This window comes from Nodosilinea sp. FACHB-131, from assembly GCF_014695395.1.
Classification (GTDB): domain Bacteria; phylum Cyanobacteriota; class Cyanobacteriia; order Phormidesmidales; family Phormidesmidaceae; genus Nodosilinea.
On sequence record NZ_JACJOF010000010.1, the window covers coordinates 53990 to 74708 of the forward strand.

A 20719-nucleotide genomic window follows, 5' to 3' on the forward strand; every position below is an offset into this window, starting at 1 on the left:
TATGGCTTTGTATCATCTCAAGGACTACTACCCCAACTATAAAGACACCCTCGCTGACGGACAGATGGGAGATATCAGCTCCTATTCCGTTTACGCTCAGGGCGAAGACAAAGTTGGCACCGCCAAAGATTTGCTTGTAGACGAATCCGGTCGCTTTCGCTACCTAGTAGTCGACACCGGCCCGTGGATCTTCGGGAAAAACGTTTTGGTTCCCGTCGGTGTAGCCCGGTTTGACTACGACAACACCCGCGTCTATGTGAACGGCCTGTCTAAAACCCAAGTTGAAAACCTGCCCGAATATAAGGACGACACCGTCGTAGACGAGCGCTACGAAGAGCAAGTTAGAGGTCAGTATCGACCCTTGGCCCAAGGCCGCTCTAGCCGTCAGTTCCTAGGTAGCGCCTATGTTGCACCGAACGACGCCTCCAACATGAATCCCCTAGATTCTGACCGGATGAATCCTCTCGAGGTAGACCAGCAGCGCACTCAGACCACTGTTGGCAATACCCAAGGGGTGAATAAGATTCGCGAGACCATGGCTAATCAGGACGTTGCCCAGACAACTCCCACTCCGTACGATCGCGAACCCAGCTTCTATGGTTTAAGCGATGAGGACAACCACGGTCCCCTACGGCTGTATGAGGAGCGCTTAGTCGCTCACCGCAGTCGCGCAAAAGTGGGCGAAGTAATCGTAGGCAAGCGCGTTGAAACTCAAACCGCTGAAGTCTCTGAGCCGATCGAGAAAGAGCGCGTTGTGATCGAAAGACGCGATGTTACTGGTCAGGCCGCTGTAGGCACCGACCATGTCTTTGAGAATCAAGAAGTAGCTCGTATGGAAGTCTACGAAGAGCAAGTTAACGTTGAGAAAGAAGCCTTCGTCCGCGAAGAAGTGGATGTTCACAAAGAAACTGACCGTGAACTAATTCGTTCACGGGAAGAGATCCGACGTGAGGAGCTGGATGTTAACACTGACGGCAACCCCAAAATCGATCGCTAGGATCTGAACTAGGAGATAAACATTAGTATCTCCGTTTGATTAAGGGGGCGTAGCTACGGCTACGTCCTCTTAATATCTATTGCGAATATTAGTTATTAGCTTACTTGCGTCTCAAAATGTCTCAACAACACCTAATCAGCAGTGATGTTTTCGATCGCTCAGGATATCTAATTGGCAATGTGGCTAGAGTTGAATCCGCAACAGCCACAGATTTTTCTCTCATCGTGCAGCCTATAGGTAGTGATAAGGGAAGCCAAATCACGATTCCTAGTGTTTCCATCACAAACATAAACTCCGAGAAAAATACTATTCATGTTGATCGGGATCAGCGCGAATTTGCTCCTAACGCCGGTCAAAGAATCCAGCTGGTTGAAGAGCGCTTAGTCGTTGACCGCAAGCGCGTCAAGGTAGGTGAGGTCAGCGTCCGCAGAGTAGTCGAAACCGAGATGGTGCAGATTCCTGTGCGGCGAGAGAAGCTGGTGATCGAGAATATTGGTAGCAACACGCCCCCCGTTGAGGTGAGTCTGGGGGAAACTCAGATTCAAGGCCACGAAATTGCTGTTCAACCTGACAGCGATCGAGATATCACCGCTAGTGGCGTCTTTGAAACTATTCAAGACGCAATAACTTTTCTTGGCACCGTTGACCAGAGGCCAGAACTCCACTGCGAGAAAATCAGAGTGGCCATTCTTCTGGACGGCAAAAATGGTCTTAAAGGGACTATTTATGAGTTTGAAACCCCTCAAACTGCAACTCAAAAGCTCTCGCGGTTAGAAAAGGTTCTTTTCAATCAGTGTAGTCACGTTCGCCTAGAGCTGTTCCTCAGCGATCCCAGCATGGCACAAACCTATCAGAAGTTGATCTCTGAGCATACTTCCGCTTAAAACTTCGTACAAAAGACTGGCAAAGGAATAAGCGGCTTAACTGCTGCTCAAGTCCACACTGTTGTAGAGACTCATGGCTTTTTCGACTCCGTCGGTAAGGGCTTTCTCAATGGCGCGCAGAGTCGTGTCAACCACCCCGTCTAGGGTGCTGCGTTCGGCCTTAGAAAAGTTGCCTAGCACATGGGAAACAACGGCTTGATCCCCAACCCGTTCGCTGGCCCCAATGCCAATCCGCAGCCGCGGAAACTCTTGGGTACCGAGGTGAGCGATCGCCGACTTCATACCGTTATGCCCCCCAGCTGAGCCCGAAAGCCGCAGCCGCAGCCGCCCTACCGGCAAATCCATATCGTCGTAAACGACTAACACTTGACTCGGCTCCAGCTTTAGCCAGTCGAGCACCGCCCGCATCGACTGACCTGAGCGGTTCATGTAGGTTAGCGGTTTGAGCAAATACACTTTCTGGCGAGTTGGCCCAAACCCTGCCCCATACTCGCCCTGAAACCGCCGCTCCTCCTTAAGAGAAACAGCCCAGGTCTTAGAAAGGCGATCGACCACCTCAAAGCCAATGTTGTGGCGGGTACCGGCATATTTATCTCCCGGGTTGCCCAACCCCACAATCAGGCAGGGGGGAGCAGGCGATGCTGCGTCAGCCATAGGTCAACGGTTCCTATCACCTCAAGCAGGAGAATCAGTTTCAGCTGACTCAGCCGCAGGGCTGCCGCCATTAGCGCCACTTGATTCCAGCGAAGCCATATCGGGTTCAACCTCCGGAGCAACCTCAGGGGGTGTCAGCACCTTGGGCGATTCAGGTTCTAGGGTCGCCTTCATTGGTGCAGTCACCGCCTTTTCAATTTGTTGGGCCTCCTTCTTGAACTCCTCCTCAAACTCCCGAGAAGCCTCTTGAAAGCCCTTAATGGCTTTTCCCATGCTGCGACCAATTTCGGGCAGCTTTTTTGGGCCAAAGACCAGCAGCGCCAGCACCATGATTAGCGCCATCTCTGGCAAACCCACACCAAATACGTTCATAGGTCAACTCCCGAGTAACGACGGCTGTGCAAACGACCTGCTGCTTGTACCAACATGCGTGCATCAAACGGCAAAAGAGGCCGGGTAGTCAAGGGTCTACACCAGCCTCAGATTAGTAAATTTTGGATGCCGTATCCAAACTGCGTTGGCAAAATTTGAGACCAAACCGAAGTGGCTCGATCCCGAAACTCCCTAGAGCCCTACGCTGCGCCAGTCCACATCAAAGCTTTCCAGCACGATGGAAGAATTATAAAGCTGCAAAATAATCAGCAGAAACACGAAGAACAGACCGATAAAAACCGCCATCACTGGGGTAGTGCCCCAGCCGGGAGCAACCTTACCGTACTCAGAGTTGAGGGGCTTTAACACGTCTCCTAACCTAGTCCGTTGTGCCATGGATCCTTCCACAATCAACACTTTATAGTTCGTAATATTATAGGATGGGGTGGTTTCCTATTCTCATAAACCCCATGGAACCTGCAACAGTTCTTATCATTTCCGTGGCTGCCGTGGTGGTAGCCGTGACTGGTTACTCAGTGTACATGTCCTTTGGCCCCCCGTCCAAGCAGTTGGCCGACCCCTTTGACGACCACGAAGACTAGGGTTTCTCAGGGCGATGTCCCAAGCTTTGGAGGCACCGCCCTGATAGCCTCAAGCTTTTGGGTCAAAACCATTGATTGCACAGGTCTCTAGTGGTAGGATTAGAAACCTGTGGATTTATTCTGGCTGTCCTGCCGCAATCCGTACAGGTCAAAACCTTTCAACCTCAACGATGTTGCTCTAAACCCTATGATTAAGCTTCGACTCAAGCGTTTCGGCAAAAAGCGGGAAGTCAGCTACCGCATCGTAGCCATCAATAGCGATGCCCGCCGCGACGGCCGCCCTTTAGAAGAGGTTGGCTTCTACAATCCCCGCACCGACGAAACCCGTCTGGATGTTGCCGCTATTACGCGCCGTCTTGAGCAAGGTGCGCAGCCCACCAAAACCGTGCGGCACATCCTTGAAAAGGCCAACCTGCTTGAGAAGTTTGACATTAAAGCTAAGACCGAAGCCAAGGCTGAAGTTTAGGTTACTGACTGTTTTTAGCCCCCACTCCCGACATGGATAGCCCTGATTTTCCAGGACTGGTTCGGTTTCTGGTAGAGCCTTTTTTAGACTCACCTGATTCTTTGCGCATCGATTGCGAGGAAAACCCCATACAGTCCAAAGTTTGGATTCGGATTGCCTTTAAGGGCGACGAACGGGGCAAGGTTTTTGGTCGAGGGGGGCGCAACATTCAAGCCATTCGCACCGTTGTGCGAGCTACGGCGGCGTTGTCGGGTTGGTCGGCCTACGTGGATGTCTACGGCGCCTCGGAGCAGGAAACTGGGACTGATCACAGGTCTCACAGTGGCCCTCCCCAACGCTCGTCGAGCAAGCCTAAGCCACAGCTTCGTCCAAAAGTGTAGGGTTTAGGCACAAGCACTCCAGGCCCGAATTATTCTGGCAATCTTTTTAGATGGATTCTCCCCTTCGGATTGAACTGCCTACCTCAGAGGGCGCTGTGGCCCTGGCGGGCTACCGAAACGAAAATATCAAACTCCTGGCGAGCCAAACTGGAGCATCTCTAGTGTTGCGCGGCCAGGAGTTATTTATTTCTGGCACTGATCAGGGTGCAGCTCTGGCCCAGCGGCTGGTCTTAGCCTTGGAACCGCTGTGGAGTCAGGGACAGCTGATCACCACCGCCGATATTATGACGGCCCGCCAAGCCCTCGACACCGATCGCGTCGACGAGCTCCAGGCGATTCACCAGGATGTGGTAGCTCGCACCCGGCGAGGTGAGGTGGTGCGGGCTAAAACCTTTCGCCAAAAGCAGTATGTCAAAGCTCTGCGCAGTCAGGACATGGTGTTTTGCATTGGTCCAGCAGGCACCGGCAAGACCTTTCTGGCGACCTTAGTAGGTATTCAAGCACTGCTTAACAACGAATTTGAGCGCCTGATTTTGACCCGCCCGGCGGTCGAAGCCGGAGAGCGGCTGGGCTTTTTGCCGGGAGATTTGCAGCAGAAGGTAAACCCCTACCTGCGACCGCTCTACGATGCCCTCCACGAGCTGGTAGACCCAGAGAAAGTTACCAACCTGATGGAGCGCGGCATCATCGAGGTGGCCCCCCTGGCCTATATGCGGGGGCGCACCCTCAACAACGCCTTTGTGATCATGGATGAAGCCCAGAACACTACCCCAGCCCAGATGAAGATGGTGTTGACCCGCCTGGGCTTTAAGTCACGCATGGTGGTAACGGGCGATGTCACTCAGACCGACTTGCCGGCCGACCAAACCTCAGGTCTGGCCGTGGCTCAGCAGATTCTCAAAGGGGTAAACGGGATTGCCTTTTGCCAGCTCAACCAGGCAGACGTAGTGCGCCATCCGCTAGTGCAGCGCATTGTGGCTGCCTACGAAACCTACGAGAGCCGGGTGACAAAGCGGGAGAATCGATCCCGATAGCCTCGTGCTTGACTCTCTTAATGGATAAAGCCAAACAGCAAAAGATCGAAAAGACAAGGATAAAAAACGTCAGTAAGTGCCGGTGCTCCAGCTTTTGGTTTGATCATTGGTTGGCGATCGCCCTAACACCAAAGACCCTCCCTGCTGAAAAACCGCTAGCAGGCGAGAGTGCTTGATTAGAAATGCTGGCCTAAGTAACCCAAGCCATTAGACGGTAGCGAACTCTGGTGCAGCCGCAGCCACAGCATCATTCGTCGGCACCGAGGCATAAACTTCCGCAGAGTTGTTGGGGCTTTCGATCAGCTTGACCTTGTGGAGACTGGCACCCAAGTCAGCGATCGGGCCTTGCAGCAGGTCACGAATGTGGACGGCGATGTTCTCTGCTGTGGGCACTACTTCGGCAAAGTAGGGAATGTCTTTGTTGAGGAAAGTGTGGTCGAAAGGTTCTACCACATGCTCGTCAATAGCCGCCTGGAGCGCTGCCAAATCGACCAGCATGCCGGTGCGAGGATCGATCTGCCCTTTAACGGTGACTTCTAGGTGGTAGTTGTGGCCATGGCCGTGGGGGCGGGCGCACTTACCGTAAATTTCGCAGTTTTCTTCGTAGCTCAGCCGAGGCGAGGCCAGACGGTGAGCGGCGCTGAAGTGAGTGCTGACGGTGAGAAAGGCTTCCATGGCATTACCTGAGTAGTCGGACCAGAGTTCGGGGTGTTCAAACAGCTGAACGTTGACGATGGGCAAATGGGGAGCAAGGCGATCCCAGATCACCTTGGCAAGGTATTCGGTGGTGGGCAGGGTGTGCTGAAATTCTGGCCAGACATCGTTGAGGTAGGCAAAGTCAAGCTGGGATGTGACTTCCTTTTTGATGACATGCTTGACGTCAGACAGGTTGAGCACCATGCCGTACTCGTCTAGGTCGCCTTCCATGGCTACATAGAGCACGTAGTTGTGACCGTGGCCGGGAAAGTTGATGCAGGGGCCAAACCGCTGGGCGTTTTCGGCCTCGCTCAGCTCGCTTAGCCAGTAGCGGTGGCTAGCAGAAAACTGCGCCCGGCGATTGATGATGCATTTCATAGAACTGGGAACCCATGCGGGAGGCGATGGTTACGTTAAGCAACCGTTACATATTCAGCATAGTGTAAATTGCTGGCTATTGAGGAATCGGCGCGGGCGGCGATCGCTGCAAAGAAACAGTAAAGATTTACGGCTACCCCATCGCCCTCCTGACCCCTCAAACCTTTGGTTGGTCAGCTATTTCCTGAGATAGATATTCCTTTAAATTAAATGACATGGCTTGTTGACATCGAAAGGATTTAGTAAAATTGAATACAGAAAGTACGTTGACGTTCATCTGAGGCAACCTGGAAACTACTCCACTACGCCCTAGACGGAAGTAAGGAGATTGGCTCCCGAAGGAACGCACCCTGCTTAGGCAGTTTGTTAAATCCTTTGTCAACAAGAGGCGTGACATGAAACTTTGCTATCGCGGCGTAGATTACGATTACAACCCGCCTTCTCTAGAAGTGCGTGAAAGTGAGCTGACCGGATCCTACCGGGGCCGTCCGATAAAATTTTCCTACGTTAGGCATTTACCGATAACCCAGCCTATCGGCAATTACACTTATCGTGGAGTTAGCTATAGCACCAATTGCCACGGGCAAATCGAGTCTTCCACGGCAGCTTCCGAGCGTCAGCCTGTGTTTCAGGCGGAGCGGACTGCGGCAGGCAAAGGGCTACCCGCCCGTCGTCACCTGCTACAAGAAGCGGCTGAGGCCCACCGCATTAACATTCAGCAGTCGACTCAGCACCGGATTGAAGTGGCCCGGGCCCAGGGCAACGACCAACTGCTGAAGCAGCTTGAGGCTGAGCTGCACCAAGTGGTCTAGGCTTTGCGTCAGCGACTCCACTTTTTGCTGTAGCTGGAGCAGTGAGGGACATCCCCAAGGGGGTGTCCTTTTCTTTGCGATTTTTTGAGCGATCGCCTAAAGTCTGCTGCCTGTCTCGGCATAACGGCGATCGCCCCCATGAGCTGCCACAAAACGATCCATATCAAGAAGTGAGTAGGAGATTGACTAGCTGAGTCCTATCCACAACCGGGCTAAGGCATCGTTTTTTTGATCAGAGCCCCCAACGTTCCCTCGGTTGCAGCCAGGTAATCTTTTGGAGCTAACCACAGCATCAGACCCCGTTTGCCGGCCGATACGGCCACAGTTTCAAAGCTGAGGATCGATTCATCCACATAGACTGGATAGGCCTTCTTAGTGCCCAGAGCCGTGACACCGCCGCGAATGTAGCCGGTGAGAGGCTGCACGTCTTTGAGGGGCACGGTGTCGGTTTTGCGATCGCCCGCCAACACCGCCAGCGCCTTGAGGTCGAGCTGAGCGCTGCCGGGGATGACGGCGAGGTAGACGCCCGTGCGATCGCCCTTAGCCACCAGGGTCTTAAACACCTGCTCCGGCGGCAACCCCAATTTTTCAGCGGTGCTCTCAGCGGCCAGATCGTCGGGATCCACCTCATACTCCAGCAGTTGATAGGGCAGCTTGAGGCGATCGAGGATGCGGGCGGCGTTGGTCTTGCTCACAGGACGGCGGTAGAACTTTGAAAGGTCAAATTAAAAGGGTTCAAGGTACAAGGTATCAGGTTCAAGGGCGTGCCCTAAACCTTGAACCTGATACCTTAAACCCTCTTCCATGACGTCTTTGACCCTACTTAATAAACAGCATCTCCTGGTAGGTGGGCAAAGGCCAGAGGTCATCGGCCACTTCGCCCTCTAGGGCATCGGCATACTCGCGCACCTGGTCCATCAGGGGGCGAATGGTTTGGGCGCAGAACTGCATGTGCTCTTCCACCGACATGAAGTGCTTGGTCAGCATGTCGGCCAGGTCACCCACCGAGGCCATCATAGACTTGGTGAGTTCTGCCACCTTGGCCACGCTGTCTTTGCCAAACTCAATGCCAATTTCATCGAGGCTGTCGATGGTCTTGGCCAATTCGCCCATATAGCGCACAGCAGCGGGGTAGATGATGGTCTTGGCTATGCTAATCACCAGCTTGGCTTCGACCTCAATGTGCTGGATGTACTGCTCAGAGTAGGCCTCAAAGCGGCTGCCCAGCTCTACCGGGGTGAGCACATTCTCTTTGGCGAACAGGTCTTCGATGTACTGCTCTCGCAGCACGGGCAGGGCGTCGGCGGTGGTGCGCAGGTTGAGCAACCCGCGCTCGTTGACGGCCATTTCGTGCCACTCGGCGGAGTAGCCATTGCCGTTAAACACCACGGCTCCGTGGTCGCGAATCACGTCGCGCAGAATGTCGTGGATAGCGACGTTGAGGTCGACGCCGCTGCCCAGTTTGGCCTCAAGCTGATCAGCCATCCAGTCTAACGAGTCGGCCAGGATGGTGTTCATCGCCACCAGCGGCCCAGAGACCGACTGGCCTGAACCCACAGCCCGAAATTCAAAGCGGTTGCCCGTAAAGGCAAAGGGTGAAGTGCGGTTGCGATCGCCTGCATCCTTGGGAAACACCGGCAGGGTCGGCACGCCCAGATCCATGTCGCCTCTCAGTTGGGAGCCGGTGACCTCGCCCGAGGCAATCTGGTCAAACACATCCTGGAGCTGGCTGCCCAGGTAAATAGAGATGATTGCGGGCGGTGCTTCGTTAGCCCCCAGCCGGTGGTCGTTGCTGGCACTAGCGATCACCGCCCGCATCAGCGGCCCATACTTGTGCACGCCGCGAATCACCGCCCCGCAAAATACCAGAAACTGTGCGTTGGAGTGGGGTGTGTCGCCTGGGTCGAGCAGGTTGCCCTGGGTGGCGTTGCCCACCGACCAGTTGACGTGCTTACCCGAGCCGTTGATGCCCGCGAAAGGCTTTTCGTGGAGCAGGCAGACAAAGCCGTGCTTTTTGGCTGTGTTGCGCAGCACCGTCATAATCAGCTGCTGGTGATCGCTGGCCACGTTAGCCGCTTCAAAGAAGGGGGCAATCTCAAATTGGCCAGGGGCAACCTCGTTGTGACGAGTTTTGGCCGGAATGCCTAAGCGGTAGAGCTTTTCCTCCACATCCTGCATGAACACCTGCACCCGCTCGGGGATGGCCCCAAAGTAGTGGTCGTCGAACTGCTGGCCCTTAGCCGGGGCCTTGCCAAACAGGGTGCGGCCCGCCAGCAGCAGGTCGGGGCGGATATTGGCAAAGCTGGCATCTACCAAGAAGTATTCTTGTTCAGCGCCGCAGCTGGAGTTGACCGGGGCAACTTCGCTGTGGCCCAGCAGCTTGAGCACGCGGGTGGCGGCTTTGCTCATGGCGGCGTTGGAGCGCAGCAGCGGCGTTTTTTTGTCCAGCGCTTCCCCCGTCCAAGAGACGAACACTGTGGGAATGCAGAGAGTGACGCCGTTCTCGGTCTCCATCACAAAGGCGGGGCTAGTGACATCCCAGGCGGTGTAGCCCCGGGCCTCAAAAGTAGAGCGAATGCCGCCGTTGGGGAAGGAAGAACCGTCGGGCTCACCCTGCACCAACACCTTGCCGGAAAATTCTGAAATTACCGACCCATCGCTCTGCACGGAGATAAAGCCATCGTGCTTTTCGGCGGTGGCGTTGGTCAGGGGGTAGAACATGTGGGAGTAGTAAAGCGCCCCCTTGGAAATGGCCCAGTCTTTCATGGCCACGGCTACGACATCAGCCACCGAAACGTCTAGCGGTGCCCCGGTGGTAATCGTCTTTTGCACCGACTTAAATACCGACTTGGGCAGGCACTCCTGCATCTTGCTGAGGCTAAAAACGTCCTTGGCCCAAAGATCTTCGAGCCGTCCGGGAGTGCTCACTGCCACCTTGGGACGGCAGGCGATACTGGCAATAGCCTGGGCCCGCAATTCGTTTCCGCTCATAGAAGTCTCCTAGTTGAATGGGAAATTAAGCAAAGCTGTCACTGGCGCGGGGCAACGCTAAGGCCACAAGTATCAGAAAAGCCCGTCCTGGAAACCATGGTGGATAAATTGGCCCTGGAGCGATCGCCTCCCGCACTAGAAAAGTCTGAGAGGCTTGACTGCTAGGCATCTTTGAGGAAAATCGCATTGCCGAGACAGAAACTGGCAACCCCGTAACGGGAAGCTTCTGTCTACAATGGCGATCGCCTAGCAGCCAAAACAAACCTCTCAGACAAACGTGAAGTACCCAAAATGCCAAGGGCAGATGGCTCATAGGCCTAGGCAATATTTTTGACCCATATTCAATACCGTCACCCTAAGCAGACATTGGAGAGATAAAATCCTCAGTGTTTAAATCGAAACCAGAGCCAAAACCGCACTTTTCTAGCTAGTTAATATCACCCTGAAAACTACCAGAGCAACATTATTTCAGTCTTTGGGTTTTGCCAGCGATGGTCTTAAAAAATCCGTAGAAATTTGCATTATGGATAGTAGAGGTAAAGCCTAAGGGGCTTTTGTAGCTATGAATACCTTTGTCAATCAATTCAGCTTACCTAAAGATTGAGGCCCGATCGCAACTTCAGCTGGGGCAAACTCCAAGTTGAAGCCTAGCCTCATTCAACCCGGGTGACGGGTTAGGAGCATTAGCGCAGCCATGCCGAAGGCTTTACGGTGTTGCCCCAATGAGTCGAGGCTAACCCAAGAGGATTCGGCCCCAGGTCCCCGTTCAGCACCGCTCTGGGTCAGAATAGTTAACATTCTGTGTAAACCCACTACAGACCGAGCACGACTATGCCGCGCATTCGAGACATTCTGCACAAAGGCGAACCGGGTCAGAGCACCACCATCCAAGGCTGGGTGCGCACCAAGCGTGAGGCCAAGGGCGTCACCTTTGTGGATGTCAACGATGGCTCATCGATGGCGGGCTTACAGGTGGTGCTCAATGCTGACCTGGCAGGCTACGACACCGTCGTCAAAGACCTCACCACCGGCTCGTCGGTGGAAATTGGCGGCACTCTGGTGGAATCACCCGGCAAGGGCCAGCGCGTGGAACTGCGGGGCGAAACCATTACGGTCTTCGGCACGGCGGATGGAGAGACCTATCCACTGCAGAAAAAGCGGCATTCCTTTGAGTATTTGCGGACGCTGGGGCATCTCAGGTCACGCACCAATACCCTCAGCGCCGTCTTTCGGGTCCGCAACGCCTGCGCCCAGGCAATCCATCAGTTCTTCAACGAGCGCAGTTTTTTGTGGATTCACACCCCCATCATTACCGCCAGCGACTGCGAGGGCGCAGGCGAAATGTTTGCGGTCACAGGATTAGATCTGGCCAACCCCCCTAAGAATAAAACCGGCGCGGTGGACTACAGCCAGGATTTCTTCGGCAAACCCGCCTACCTCACCGTCAGCGGTCAGCTCGAGGCCGAGATTATGGCGATGGCCTTTACCGATGTCTACACCTTTGGCCCCACCTTTCGGGCCGAAAACTCCAACACCTCCCGCCACCTGGCCGAGTTTTGGATGGTGGAGCCAGAGATGGCTTTCTGCGACCTGACCGGCAATATGGATCTGGCCGAAGAATTTCTCAAGTACATCTTCCACTCGGTGCTAGAGCAGTGCCCGGAGGATATGGCCTTCTTCAACGATCGCATCGACAACACAGTGCTGGCCACCGCCGACAATATCATCAACAATACCTTCGAGCGCATCACCTACACCGATGCGGTGAAGCTGCTAGAAAAGACAGACCGAAAATTCGAATTTCCGGTCGAGTGGGGGATTGATCTGCAATCGGAGCACGAGCGCTACCTGGCGGAGGAACTGTTCAAAAAGCCGGTAATTGTCACCGACTACCCCACCGGCATCAAAGCCTTTTACATGCGCCTCAATGATGGCGGTGAAACCGTGGCGGCGATGGACGTGCTGGCCCCCAAGGTGGGTGAGATTATCGGCGGCTCCCAGCGAGAAGAGCGGTTGAATGTGTTAGAGCGTCGCATCGTCGAGGCGGGGCTAGATCCGGAAACCTACTGGTGGTACCTGGATCTGCGCCGCTTTGGCACCGTGCCCCACGCCGGATTTGGTCTGGGCTTTGAGCGCCTAGTGCAGTTTATGACCGGCATGGGCAACATCCGCGATGTTATTCCCTTCCCCCGCACCCCAGACAGCATTGAGTTTTAGGGCTTTAGAGGATTTGATCAAACCGGCTGAGGCAGATGGTTTTTAGGGAATTTCTCACCTCAAAATACCAGAACTAACTCTATCCACCAGTCCTTGTCCTGGCGCACGATCTGGATGTCGCGGATGAATTCACGGAAAAAGAAGCGCCGCTCGGCCTCGGAGAGATCGAGCCAAAACTGAGGAATTGACACCGATTGGGACAGCTCTTGCAGGTTCACCGGGGGCAGCTGAGCGAGCTGCTGGTGCAGGGCCGAAATTTCGCCCCTCAGCTTGTAGCGGCGTAAAGCAGCGGTTTCAGCATCCAGAATGCCAGATTCTTCTAGGGTGGGTAGCTGTGCGATCGCGGCCTCTTTGGCGGCGATCGCACCCTGCAAACCGGCGCTAGGAGCAGGAGCACCGGGGGGAATTTTGGCCGTGAATTGGGCCACCGCTGGAGGCAACTCCTGACAGATCTGATTCACGATGCGGAGCAGTGCGTCGTCGTAGGGAATGGCTGGGCAGCGGGGAGCCCTGGGACAGCCGCTAGGCCGCAGGTAAAGATAGCTTTTGGCTTGGCCCCTGGATGTGCTTTTGGGAGCAGTTTTTGAAATGGTCAGCGGTTGACCGCAGGCCTGACAGGTAACGAGGCCGGCTAGCGATCGCGGTGCTCCCGCCGTCCGGGGCGGCAGGGGCCGGTTGCGGCGCAGCAAGCGATCGATCTGGGCCGCCTCGTCACGGCTGATGATAGCGGCGTGGGTGTCGCGCAGAACGTTGCCATCCTGGTATTGCAGGTCGCCCCGGTACACCGGGTGAGTGAGCCAGCGCCGCCCCGTAGACACCGAAATTCGCTTACCCAGCTTGCCCTCGATGAACCGCACCGCACCCCGCAGCGAGCCATAGAGCAAAAATTCGTTGACGAAGGCGGTGACTACTGGGGCCGTGGCGCGATCGATCAGGTAGCGGCCCTGGCCCCGGCGGTAGCCGTAGGGCGGCTTGCCTGGGGGCGGCAGCGCCTGTAGGCGACTGCGGGCGTGGCCCTCTCGCAAGCGGCGGCGGCGCTGATCGTTAGCTAGGTTGGCCCCCTGCAAGATGCTGTCCAAATCAATGGCAGTACTGCTTAAAGAGACAACTTCAGCCCCGGCAGAGGCCAACGCCTGCACCCAATGGCGAATATCTTCGGGATCGTTGCCCAGGGCAGCGAGGTTGTCCACCAAAACCCGATCGGCAGGATTAGCTTGCAGGTCGGCTAGCAGGCGATCGCGCTCTGGCCGATACCCTGGCTCCGTCGGCAGCGCTACATCGGTATAAACCCGTTCCACCGCTGCCAACATCTCCTCCCCGAGGGCGTCAGAGGGGGAAGCGGTTGAGGCCTCATCTCGGTAGCGATAGGCGACAACGCGCATAACCTAGAACGCCTGCTTCAGCGCTTCACGCAGGGCCAGCGCCTGTTCATCGCTGTCACTGGCTACCACTACCATCACTGTGGTAGTGGCTGGTGGGTTCTCAAGACACACAAACATCGCCGTCGCCGTCTCAGAGCGCCCAGCCACGCTGGTGGCATCGTTTTGCACCGGCTCTAGGCCTTGAGATTCTAGCGCTTGTCGAGCCTGGCTCAGACACTGGGCCGTATCGATGCCTAGAACCTGCCAGGCGTAGTGCATGCCTGGCGGAGCGGCCTGAATAGCAGGAATCGTGGCGACCATGCCCAGCCCCGTCAGCATCGCCGTCAGCAGATAGGTCATTGAAATCATTGGTGTTTCCTCATCGCCGTGGCTTCTTTGTGGCTCTGGGCAGAGATAACCACCCTGTGTCGATAATACTCTGCGGCTTTAGTTTCATACCGCTGCTCCGGCCATTGGCTCGGGGTCGTGGCAAGATAAATGGGTGGGAATGGGTTTGAGGTCTAAGGTTTAAGGTCTAGGGCTAGACACAGCGCCCTGAACCTTAAACCCTAAACCTTAAACCTTGAGTCAAAGCTTGCCGACTCCTCCGCGTTGCATTCCTAAGAGGCAGTTTCTTTGCAAATTACATTTTTGGGTACCAGTTCTGGCGTGCCGACTCGCGCCCGCAACGTCTCAAGTGTGGCCCTACGGCTTCCCCAGCGGGCCGAGGTGTGGCTGTTTGACTGTGGCGAGGGTACCCAGCACCAGTTTTTGCGCAGTGAGTTTAAGTCGAGCCAGATTCGCCGCATCTTTATTACCCATATGCACGGCGACCACATTTTTGGCCTGATGGGGCTGCTGGCTAGCTGTGGGCTGGCGGGCAACCGGCAGCAGCGCATCGATATCTATGGACCCAAACCTCTCAACGACTATTTGCAGGCTAGTCGCCGCTATTCACAAACCCACTTTTCGCTGCCGATCAAAATCCACGCCGTAGAGCCGGGGCTGGTGTTTGAGGATGACGACTTTCGGGTGACCTGCGACCTGCTAGAGCACCGGGTGCCTGCCTACGGCTACCGGATCGAGGAGCGCGATCGCCCCGGTCACTTTGACGTCAAACGGGCCCAGGCCTTGGGCATTCCCTCGGGACCCATTTACGGTCAGCTTAAGCAGGGGCAGCGGGTCAAGCTCGATGACGGTCGCACCATCAACGGGGCCGACCTTTGCGGGCCAGACCTTGTAGGGCGCAAGCTAGTGTACTGCACCGATACGATCTACTGCGATCGCGCCGTTACCCTCGCTACCAACGCCGATGTGCTAATCCACGAGGCCACCTTCTCCCACCGCGACGCTGACCTGGCCTACCAGCGGCTGCACTCCACCTCGACTATGGCCGCCCAAGTGGCCCTTGGTGCCCAGGCCAAGCAGCTGATCATGACCCACTTCAGCCCCCGCTACGCTCCTGGCAACGATATTCAGCTGCCCGATCTACTGGCAGAGGCGCGGGCCATTTTCCCCAACACCAATCTGGCCCACGACTTCCTGGTCTACGACATCCCGCGCCACGACGAGAAGGTGCTGGCGTCCTCCTCGGTCTAGGTCTGTAAGAAATTAGCCCTAGCGATTGGCGGCGGGCTTACCCGGCGCCGTGTTTAACCGCTGTCTCAGCGCCGTCAAATGGTGCTGGTTATCCACCGCGGTGCGGGGCATGGGAACCTCGGTGTTAGGCCAGGTGGCCAGGTCATTACAGGGGCAGAGCTCCGTCATCGTACCGGCCGTGGGAATAACAATCGGCATTTCACAGCGAGCACAGGGGGCCACATCCCAAGCCGGCGACAGCATCGCCGCAATGCTCTGGCTGGTGCCTTTGAGATAGCAGTCTTGACCGCTGGTCACCATGACGCGGTGCCAGCAGTCTTCAAAGGCTTGGCTGTAGTGACCGTTTTGGAAAATCGGGTCGGGTAGAGATTCGCCTCGGCCTTCGGCCAGCACTACTGGTTTGCCCAGCTGAAACCAATGGGCTAAAAAATTTCTAACTTGGTCCTGGGATGCCATGGCTGTGAAACTCCTAATTACGTTGCCGGGGCTGCTTCAATTTAGACAGGCTAAACAGGCATTAATGACCTGATACAGCGCGCGCTGTCAGTCGGGATGAAGCGTTGCTAATGCTCCTTCAAGCAGCCCAGGCCAATGGCTTCATCCTAGCGGCTGCCTGGTTTAGGCTACAGGTATCTACTGATATTCTTCGGAAATTGAATCTGACAAACCTGCTCTGGGGTAGGTTATTTCACCTCTCTAGGGCTAGAGAATTCTCTTTATGATTTGCTCGATGTAGTTTTTTACATAGTGAGTAGTTTTTTACATAGTGAATAGAAAATTTTAGTCGGACAGAGCTAGACCTTGGGACTGACGGCGATCGCTATCCTTGAGCCGCTGCCCCAACCCTTAGACTATGGCCTTTCGTCCTGCTTAACGAAAGTTTGCAGAGTGCCCTTACCAGCGCTAAAAGTGCCGCGTAACCGGATAAAGTAGCCCTATGTATGACGACGATCTCTCCACCCTAAACCCCGACCTGGAGTTTGCCGACCCCCTCGATGCCCTGGGCCCCGTAGACGAGGAACAAGCTCCCCAGTTCGACCCCGAGGCGATGCTGCCCCTGCTAACCTCCGCTGACCCGCAGCATCGCATGCTGGCGGCGCGGGCCTTTTGCGAAGTAGAAGACGGACGGGCAGTGGGCCCCCTAACCACGCTGCTGCGCGATCCCTGCCCCCTGGTGCGGGTGAGTGCCGCTTACGCCCTGGGTCGCAACCCCGATCGCTCGGCGGTAGAGCCCATCATTGCCCAGCTAGCCACCGACTGGAATGGCTACGTGCGCAAGGGCCTGGTGTGGGCTCTGGGCAATGCCCACGACGCGCGATCGCTGCTGCCGCTGATCGAAGCCCTACGCACCGATGTTGCCGCTGTGCGGCTGTGGGCAGCCAGCGCCCTGGCTCAAATGGCCCAGGTCAACTACGAGTCGGTAATTGCTGCCATTCCCCCCCTGATCGAAGGGCTACGCCGCGACCCAGTACCGGCAGTGCGCAGCAACTGCGCCTGGACTGTGGGTCAGCTCTGCCGCGAGCTACCCTCTAATGTGGTCTATCACACGGCGATCGATGCCCTGATCGAGAGCTTCGCCGAAGAAGATGACCTGGGTGTGCGCGAAGACGCCCGCACCGCGCTGCTTAAAGTGGGCGATACGCGAGGTCTGCAAACCATTGAAGAAATCGAGCAGGATGGGTTTTTCTTCTAAAGCGGCTGGCTCAATGACGAGGGCTGAAGAGAGGGTACAAGGTATAGGGTTTCAGGTGTAAGGGTTTGCTCTGAACCCTACACCTGAAACCCTATACCCTATTTAGACGCCCGAAACAGCAAATATAAACCAATCGCCAATCCCAGCAGCGTCGGCAGCCAGGCCGACATAAACGGCGACAGCACCCCTACCTCGCCCATGGCGTTGGTGATAAACGACAGCAAGTAGTAGCCAAAAATAATCACAATGCTGATGCCAAAGCTGGTGGCGCGGCTGGTGCGCTGAGGCAGCACTCCGATGGAGGCCCCTACCAGGCCAAACACCACGCACACGAAGGGCAAAGCATACTTCTGCATAATTCGAATTTGCCAGCGGCGAATCATCTTTTCGTCACCGCTCTGGCGCACCAGCTCTAGCTGCTGGGTGGCCTCGGCAATGTTCATCTCGGTGTCGTTTTTGGTGCGGCCCGCCAGATCTAAGGGCGTGCGGGGCAGCTGTAGCTCCTGGGTTTCAAAGGTGATGATATTGCGGAAGGACCCATCGGGGGCAACCACGTAGATGGTGCCGTTGTAGAAGGTCCAGGCGTTGCTCTCCACATCCCAGTTAGCTGACTCGGCACTGACCACCTGGTTGAGCCCCTTTTGGGAAAAGTCGAGGATAGTCAACCCGTGCATGGTGGTACCGTCGAAGCGGCGGGCATAGAACTGGCGCTTCAGCTCCTGGGCGGCGGGGTCGTCGCTGGCGGGCTGGAACTCCTGGTAAAAAATATTGCGCTCCTGAAACGGGGGCCGCTCTGACTTCAGCGCCTGCTCCAGGGTAATGGCGGCTCGGTAGTTGGCAGCGGGGGTAATCAACTCATTGAATACAAAAGTGAGCCCTGTCACCAGCAGGCTGAGCACCACGGCAGGGGTAATGATGCGGCGAATGCTCACCCCCACCCCCCGCAGGGCAATCAGCTCGCTGTCGCTGGAGAAGCGGCTGTAGGTCATCATGGTGGCCAACAGCGTTGACATTGGAAAGGCCAGCACAATGAACTCAGGCAGCTTGAGCACGAAGATTTGCACCGCCAAGGTAATGGCCAGGCCCGACTCGGTGATGCGGCGAATCAGCTCAAATAGCGCCCCAATGGATATACCAATAGAAGAGAACGCCCCCACCCCAAACAGGAAGGGCATGGTCAGCTCTTTGGCGATGTAGCGATCCATCACCGTCAGCAGCGGGGTGCCGGGGCGCGAGCGCGGGGGCGTAAAGGTAGCAGGAGCTGAAGCCATGGGATAACGTTAAGGGGCCTGACTCTACATTATCGGCAATGGGGCTGGGGATGCGTAGTCCCCGTTGCCCATTGAGTTTTTAAGAACCAGGCAGTCGGAGGGTGAGGCAGCTAAATAGCGAAGTCTTTGCCCAGGTAGTGCTCACGCACCAATGGATTGCTGGAGAGATCGTCAGCGTTGCCCGAGGCCAGAATTTGACCATCGCTCATGATGTAGGCGCGATCAATAATGCGCAGGGTTTCGCGCACGTTGTGATCGGTGATGAGGATACCCATGTCGCGATCGCGCAGCTTAGCCACAATCTCCTGAATTTCGTTAACGGCGATCGGGTCAACGCCAGCAAAGGGTTCATCCAAGAACAAAAAGCTGGGGCCTTCGGGGCCAGAGGCCAGAGAGCGGGCCAGTTCTGTACGCCGCCGTTCTCCCCCTGACACCTGAATGCCCAGGGTGTTGGCTACTTTCTCCAGGCGAAATTCCTTAAGCAGATCTTGGAGGCGATCGCCATACTCCTCTGGGGGGACGCGTGTCTGCTGCATTACCAGCAAAATGTTGTCGGCTACCGACAGGTTGCGAAAGATGCTTGGTTCCTGGGCCAAGTAGCCAATGCCTAGCCTCGCTCGCTGATGCATAGGCAGGTCAGTAATATCGATCTGGTCAAGGCAAACCTTGCCTGCATCGGGTCGCTCCAGGCCAGTCGCCATATAAAAGGTTGTGGTTTTACCTGCGCCGTTCGGCCCTAGCAGGCCAACAATCTCGCCCTGGGCCACTGATAAGCTAACCCGGTTTACCACCTGACGCTTGCCGTAGGTCTTTTGAACGTTGTCAAGTACGATTTTCAAGGGCGCGCCTGGGCCAGTAGAGGTTGATTGAGCTGCGTAAATTGTATCAAAGCTCTTCCCTACTCTAGGCGGCCCCCCCATAAGCCAGTTCAGGGCACTTCGCCCAAATTGCTGAGCCGGTAGGCTTTGCCGAGGTGTCCTTGAGAGCCCAGCCCTACAAAACTACTGAGGGCCAGGGACAAACCTAGAAAACCCGCCTAGCTTTGGCCACTTCCAACGAAAAGCTGGGCCAGATGGGCAGCCTCAAGGTCGATATTGTGCCGCTGCGCGACTTTTGCCATGCCTGCTTTGCCCATAGTCTCCAGCTCTGCTGGGGAGGTATCGAGGGCAGCGCGCAAAGCCTCCACCAGCGACTCCACCGATCCGGGTACAACTAGCCAGCCGTTGACGCCAGTTTCGACTAGCTCAGGAATGCCGGCAATAGAGGTAGTAATGACCGGTCGTCCCAAGGCCAAGGCCTCCATAATAACGACGGGCAAGCCTTCGGCAAAGCTGGGCAATACCAGCGCCTGAGCTTTAAGTAACTGGGTTTTGACAATTTCGCTGGAGACCCAACCCGTAACCGAAACGCAGTTTTGCAGTCCGTAGGCAGTAATCAACGCTTCGACCTGCGATCGCATTTCGCCATCGCCCACCAGCACAACTGTAAATCGATAGCCTGTATCTACAAGCTGCTTAATGGCCTCCAGCAGCAGCAGATGGCCCTTTTGCCCGCTGAGCCGCCCCACACAGACCAGGTGGCGCTGCTCTGGAATAGGTGTAACCTCTTGGGCTAGAAACTTTTGGTCGAGTCCGCAGTGCACAACGTGGACTTTGGGCCAGTCTTCCAAGTCTGTCCAGCGGTACAGTTGGCTCTTACCAAAGGAACTAATGGCGACAACAAAGGCAGCGCGCCTGATTTTTTCGGCCAGTGAAATCGCCCTCACCTTGTCAAATTCTTCTGGCCCATGCACCGTAAAGCTGTAGGGTGGCCCACCCAGAGCATGGCACAGCATAGCTACGGTCGTTGAGTTAGTGCCAAAGTGGGCGTGCACATGGTCGACGTCGGCGACCTCGAACCAAGCCAGCAGCACGCAGGCTTCGGCCAGGTAGGCCAGGTGATACAGCAGCCCCGATTCATTCTTAAGGCCAAGCTGAAAGGCCAAGCCGAGGGCAGCTATAAACGCCATGGGGCGCTGTATCACAACCCGGGCGATGGTGAGTAGTAGCTCAGACCAGGGATGGTCTAGCACAATGTGAGTTTTGTTTAGCTCTTCGATGTCGTCAGGGTCTACCAGTTCATCAGCGCAGGAGCGAATCGAAAACCTAGCCACCGTTAGCCCTTGGGTTTCAAGGGCAGCAATTTCACGGCGAATAAAGCTATGACTAACCTTAGGGTACTGATTAACTAGATAGGCTACTGTTCTAGGCTCCGGCTCAGCAGCGTCAAGTTGAGCGATCGACATCTCTATTCTTTATTCCTAACGGATACGC

22 protein-coding genes and 1 riboswitch are annotated in these 20719 nt (G+C 55.8%); of the genes, 10 read left to right on the forward strand and 12 right to left on the reverse strand.

What is annotated here, in order from left to right; all coding sequences use genetic code 11:
* The first annotated feature begins 1 nt into the window (after position 1).
* Together H6F75_RS05500 and H6F75_RS05505 are read left to right on the forward strand one after the other, a co-directional pair.
* Positions 2-997 carry a DUF2382 domain-containing protein gene (locus H6F75_RS05500; protein ID WP_190750020.1) on the forward strand — a complete coding sequence of 332 codons (996 nt, stop codon included), beginning with the start codon at positions 2-4 and terminating at the stop codon, positions 995-997.
* Positions 998-1113: 116 nt separating this feature from the next.
* Positions 1114-1881, forward strand: coding sequence for a DUF2382 domain-containing protein (locus H6F75_RS05505; protein ID WP_190750022.1), 768 nt, complete (start codon positions 1114-1116; stop codon positions 1879-1881).
* 36 nt (positions 1882-1917) lie between these two features.
* On the opposite strand, the gene pth is transcribed toward H6F75_RS05505, so the two are convergent.
* The 3 genes from pth to psbH form a co-directional block, all read right to left on the reverse strand.
* The gene (pth, locus tag H6F75_RS05510; RefSeq protein WP_190750024.1) at positions 1918-2535 is read right to left on the reverse strand and encodes an aminoacyl-tRNA hydrolase; all 618 of its coding nucleotides are present in this window, start codon (positions 2533-2535) and stop codon (positions 1918-1920) included.
* 21 nt (positions 2536-2556) lie between these two features.
* On the reverse strand, positions 2557-2907 hold the full coding sequence (locus H6F75_RS05515) for a TatA/E family twin arginine-targeting protein translocase (RefSeq protein WP_190750026.1): 351 nt from the start codon (positions 2905-2907) through the stop codon (positions 2557-2559).
* Positions 2908-3099: 192 nt separating this feature from the next.
* Positions 3100-3303 (reverse strand): photosystem II reaction center protein PsbH, encoded by a 204-nt coding sequence (psbH, locus tag H6F75_RS05520; RefSeq protein ID WP_073607619.1) that lies wholly within the window; start codon positions 3301-3303, stop codon positions 3100-3102.
* Between the two features lie 74 nt (positions 3304-3377).
* Here psbH and psbN point away from each other — a divergent pair, with 74 nt between their 5' ends.
* From psbN to H6F75_RS05540, 4 genes are all read left to right on the forward strand, one after another.
* Positions 3378-3509 (forward strand): photosystem II reaction center protein PsbN, encoded by a 132-nt coding sequence (psbN, locus tag H6F75_RS05525; protein WP_073607618.1) that lies wholly within the window; start codon positions 3378-3380, stop codon positions 3507-3509.
* A 187-nt stretch (positions 3510-3696) separates the two neighbouring features.
* The gene (gene rpsP / locus H6F75_RS05530) at positions 3697-3975 is read left to right on the forward strand and encodes a 30S ribosomal protein S16 (RefSeq protein ID WP_190750028.1); all 279 of its coding nucleotides are present in this window, start codon (positions 3697-3699) and stop codon (positions 3973-3975) included.
* Between the two features lie 32 nt (positions 3976-4007).
* A complete protein-coding gene (locus H6F75_RS05535; protein ID WP_190750030.1) occupies positions 4008-4355 on the forward strand; it encodes a KH domain-containing protein in 348 nt (115 codons plus the stop codon).
* Positions 4356-4405: 50 nt separating this feature from the next.
* Positions 4406-5389 carry a PhoH family protein gene (locus H6F75_RS05540; RefSeq protein ID WP_190750033.1) on the forward strand — a complete coding sequence of 328 codons (984 nt, stop codon included), beginning with the start codon at positions 4406-4408 and terminating at the stop codon, positions 5387-5389.
* Positions 5390-5596: 207 nt separating this feature from the next.
* Here H6F75_RS05540 and H6F75_RS05545 read toward each other — a convergent pair whose 3' ends face one another.
* On the reverse strand, positions 5597-6463 hold the full coding sequence (locus H6F75_RS05545; protein ID WP_190750035.1) for a 6-carboxytetrahydropterin synthase: 867 nt from the start codon (positions 6461-6463) through the stop codon (positions 5597-5599).
* A gap of 268 nt (positions 6464-6731) precedes the next feature.
* Positions 6732-6813: riboswitch (Glutamine riboswitch) on the forward strand.
* A gap of 45 nt (positions 6814-6858) precedes the next feature.
* On the opposite strand from H6F75_RS05545, the gene H6F75_RS05550 reads away from it, so the two are divergent.
* Positions 6859-7275 carry a DUF4278 domain-containing protein gene (locus tag H6F75_RS05550; RefSeq protein WP_190750037.1) on the forward strand — a complete coding sequence of 139 codons (417 nt, stop codon included), beginning with the start codon at positions 6859-6861 and terminating at the stop codon, positions 7273-7275.
* Positions 7276-7487: 212 nt separating this feature from the next.
* On the opposite strand, the gene ybaK is transcribed toward H6F75_RS05550, so the two are convergent.
* Together ybaK and H6F75_RS05560 are read right to left on the reverse strand one after the other, a co-directional pair.
* Positions 7488-7970, reverse strand: a complete 483-nt coding sequence (gene ybaK, locus H6F75_RS05555; protein ID WP_190750039.1) for a Cys-tRNA(Pro) deacylase — start codon at positions 7968-7970, stop codon at positions 7488-7490.
* A gap of 124 nt (positions 7971-8094) precedes the next feature.
* Complete coding sequence (locus tag H6F75_RS05560) at positions 8095-10266, reverse strand: glutamine synthetase III (protein WP_190750041.1); 2172 nt, start codon at positions 10264-10266, stop codon at positions 8095-8097.
* 831 nt (positions 10267-11097) lie between these two features.
* On the opposite strand from H6F75_RS05560, the gene asnS reads away from it, so the two are divergent.
* Entirely contained in the window at positions 11098-12483 is a 1386-nt protein-coding gene (gene asnS / locus H6F75_RS05565) for an asparagine--tRNA ligase (RefSeq protein ID WP_190750043.1), read from the forward strand.
* A gap of 59 nt (positions 12484-12542) precedes the next feature.
* Here asnS and H6F75_RS05570 read toward each other — a convergent pair whose 3' ends face one another.
* Both H6F75_RS05570 and H6F75_RS05575 read right to left on the reverse strand, forming a co-directional pair.
* Complete coding sequence (locus tag H6F75_RS05570) at positions 12543-13865, reverse strand: recombinase family protein (protein ID WP_190750045.1); 1323 nt, start codon at positions 13863-13865, stop codon at positions 12543-12545.
* Positions 13866-13868: 3 nt separating this feature from the next.
* The gene (locus H6F75_RS05575) at positions 13869-14213 is read right to left on the reverse strand and encodes a hypothetical protein (protein ID WP_190750047.1); all 345 of its coding nucleotides are present in this window, start codon (positions 14211-14213) and stop codon (positions 13869-13871) included.
* Between the two features lie 267 nt (positions 14214-14480).
* On the opposite strand from H6F75_RS05575, the gene H6F75_RS05580 reads away from it, so the two are divergent.
* On the forward strand, positions 14481-15443 hold the full coding sequence (locus tag H6F75_RS05580; RefSeq protein ID WP_190750049.1) for a ribonuclease Z: 963 nt from the start codon (positions 14481-14483) through the stop codon (positions 15441-15443).
* An 18-nt stretch (positions 15444-15461) separates the two neighbouring features.
* On the opposite strand, the gene H6F75_RS05585 is transcribed toward H6F75_RS05580, so the two are convergent.
* Positions 15462-15899, reverse strand: a complete 438-nt coding sequence (locus H6F75_RS05585; protein WP_190750051.1) for a hypothetical protein — start codon at positions 15897-15899, stop codon at positions 15462-15464.
* Between the two features lie 481 nt (positions 15900-16380).
* On the opposite strand from H6F75_RS05585, the gene H6F75_RS05590 reads away from it, so the two are divergent.
* Positions 16381-17136 carry a HEAT repeat domain-containing protein gene (locus H6F75_RS05590; protein WP_190750053.1) on the forward strand — a complete coding sequence of 252 codons (756 nt, stop codon included), beginning with the start codon at positions 16381-16383 and terminating at the stop codon, positions 17134-17136.
* Positions 17137-17234: 98 nt separating this feature from the next.
* Here the strand turns inward: H6F75_RS05590 and H6F75_RS05595 are convergent, their stop codons facing one another.
* The 3 genes from H6F75_RS05595 to H6F75_RS05605 all read right to left on the reverse strand — a co-directional run bounded on the left by H6F75_RS05595 (position 17235) and on the right by H6F75_RS05605 (position 20691).
* On the reverse strand, positions 17235-18341 hold the full coding sequence (locus tag H6F75_RS05595) for an LptF/LptG family permease (RefSeq protein ID WP_190750397.1): 1107 nt from the start codon (positions 18339-18341) through the stop codon (positions 17235-17237).
* A gap of 176 nt (positions 18342-18517) precedes the next feature.
* A complete protein-coding gene (gene lptB, locus H6F75_RS05600; protein WP_190750055.1) occupies positions 18518-19246 on the reverse strand; it encodes an LPS export ABC transporter ATP-binding protein in 729 nt (242 codons plus the stop codon).
* A 197-nt stretch (positions 19247-19443) separates the two neighbouring features.
* Positions 19444-20691, reverse strand: a complete 1248-nt coding sequence (locus H6F75_RS05605) for a glycosyltransferase family 4 protein (protein ID WP_190750057.1) — start codon at positions 20689-20691, stop codon at positions 19444-19446.
* Positions 20692-20719: the final 28 nt, after the last annotated feature.

Coding starts and splice junctions, on each gene's coding strand:
- H6F75_RS05500 (WP_190750020.1), top strand. CDS start 2: ATGGCTTTGTATCATCTCAAGGACTACTACCCCAACTATAAAGACACC.
- H6F75_RS05505 (WP_190750022.1), top strand. CDS start 1,114: ATGTCTCAACAACACCTAATCAGCAGTGATGTTTTCGATCGCTCAGGA.
- pth (WP_190750024.1), bottom strand. CDS start 2,535: ATGGCTGACGCAGCATCGCCTGCTCCCCCCTGCCTGATTGTGGGGTTG.
- H6F75_RS05515 (WP_190750026.1), bottom strand. CDS start 2,907: ATGAACGTATTTGGTGTGGGTTTGCCAGAGATGGCGCTAATCATGGTG.
- psbH (WP_073607619.1), bottom strand. CDS start 3,303: ATGGCACAACGGACTAGGTTAGGAGACGTGTTAAAGCCCCTCAACTCT.
- psbN (WP_073607618.1), top strand. CDS start 3,378: ATGGAACCTGCAACAGTTCTTATCATTTCCGTGGCTGCCGTGGTGGTA.
- rpsP (WP_190750028.1), top strand. CDS start 3,697: ATGATTAAGCTTCGACTCAAGCGTTTCGGCAAAAAGCGGGAAGTCAGC.
- H6F75_RS05535 (WP_190750030.1), top strand. CDS start 4,008: ATGGATAGCCCTGATTTTCCAGGACTGGTTCGGTTTCTGGTAGAGCCT.
- H6F75_RS05540 (WP_190750033.1), top strand. CDS start 4,406: ATGGATTCTCCCCTTCGGATTGAACTGCCTACCTCAGAGGGCGCTGTG.
- H6F75_RS05545 (WP_190750035.1), bottom strand. CDS start 6,463: ATGAAATGCATCATCAATCGCCGGGCGCAGTTTTCTGCTAGCCACCGC.
- H6F75_RS05550 (WP_190750037.1), top strand. CDS start 6,859: ATGAAACTTTGCTATCGCGGCGTAGATTACGATTACAACCCGCCTTCT.
- H6F75_RS05560 (WP_190750041.1), bottom strand. CDS start 10,266: ATGAGCGGAAACGAATTGCGGGCCCAGGCTATTGCCAGTATCGCCTGC.
- asnS (WP_190750043.1), top strand. CDS start 11,098: ATGCCGCGCATTCGAGACATTCTGCACAAAGGCGAACCGGGTCAGAGC.
- H6F75_RS05570 (WP_190750045.1), bottom strand. CDS start 13,865: ATGCGCGTTGTCGCCTATCGCTACCGAGATGAGGCCTCAACCGCTTCC.
- H6F75_RS05575 (WP_190750047.1), bottom strand. CDS start 14,213: ATGATTTCAATGACCTATCTGCTGACGGCGATGCTGACGGGGCTGGGC.
- H6F75_RS05585 (WP_190750051.1), bottom strand. CDS start 15,899: ATGGCATCCCAGGACCAAGTTAGAAATTTTTTAGCCCATTGGTTTCAG.
- H6F75_RS05590 (WP_190750053.1), top strand. CDS start 16,381: ATGTATGACGACGATCTCTCCACCCTAAACCCCGACCTGGAGTTTGCC.
- H6F75_RS05595 (WP_190750397.1), bottom strand. CDS start 18,341: ATGGATCGCTACATCGCCAAAGAGCTGACCATGCCCTTCCTGTTTGGG.
- H6F75_RS05605 (WP_190750057.1), bottom strand. CDS start 20,691: ATGTCGATCGCTCAACTTGACGCTGCTGAGCCGGAGCCTAGAACAGTA.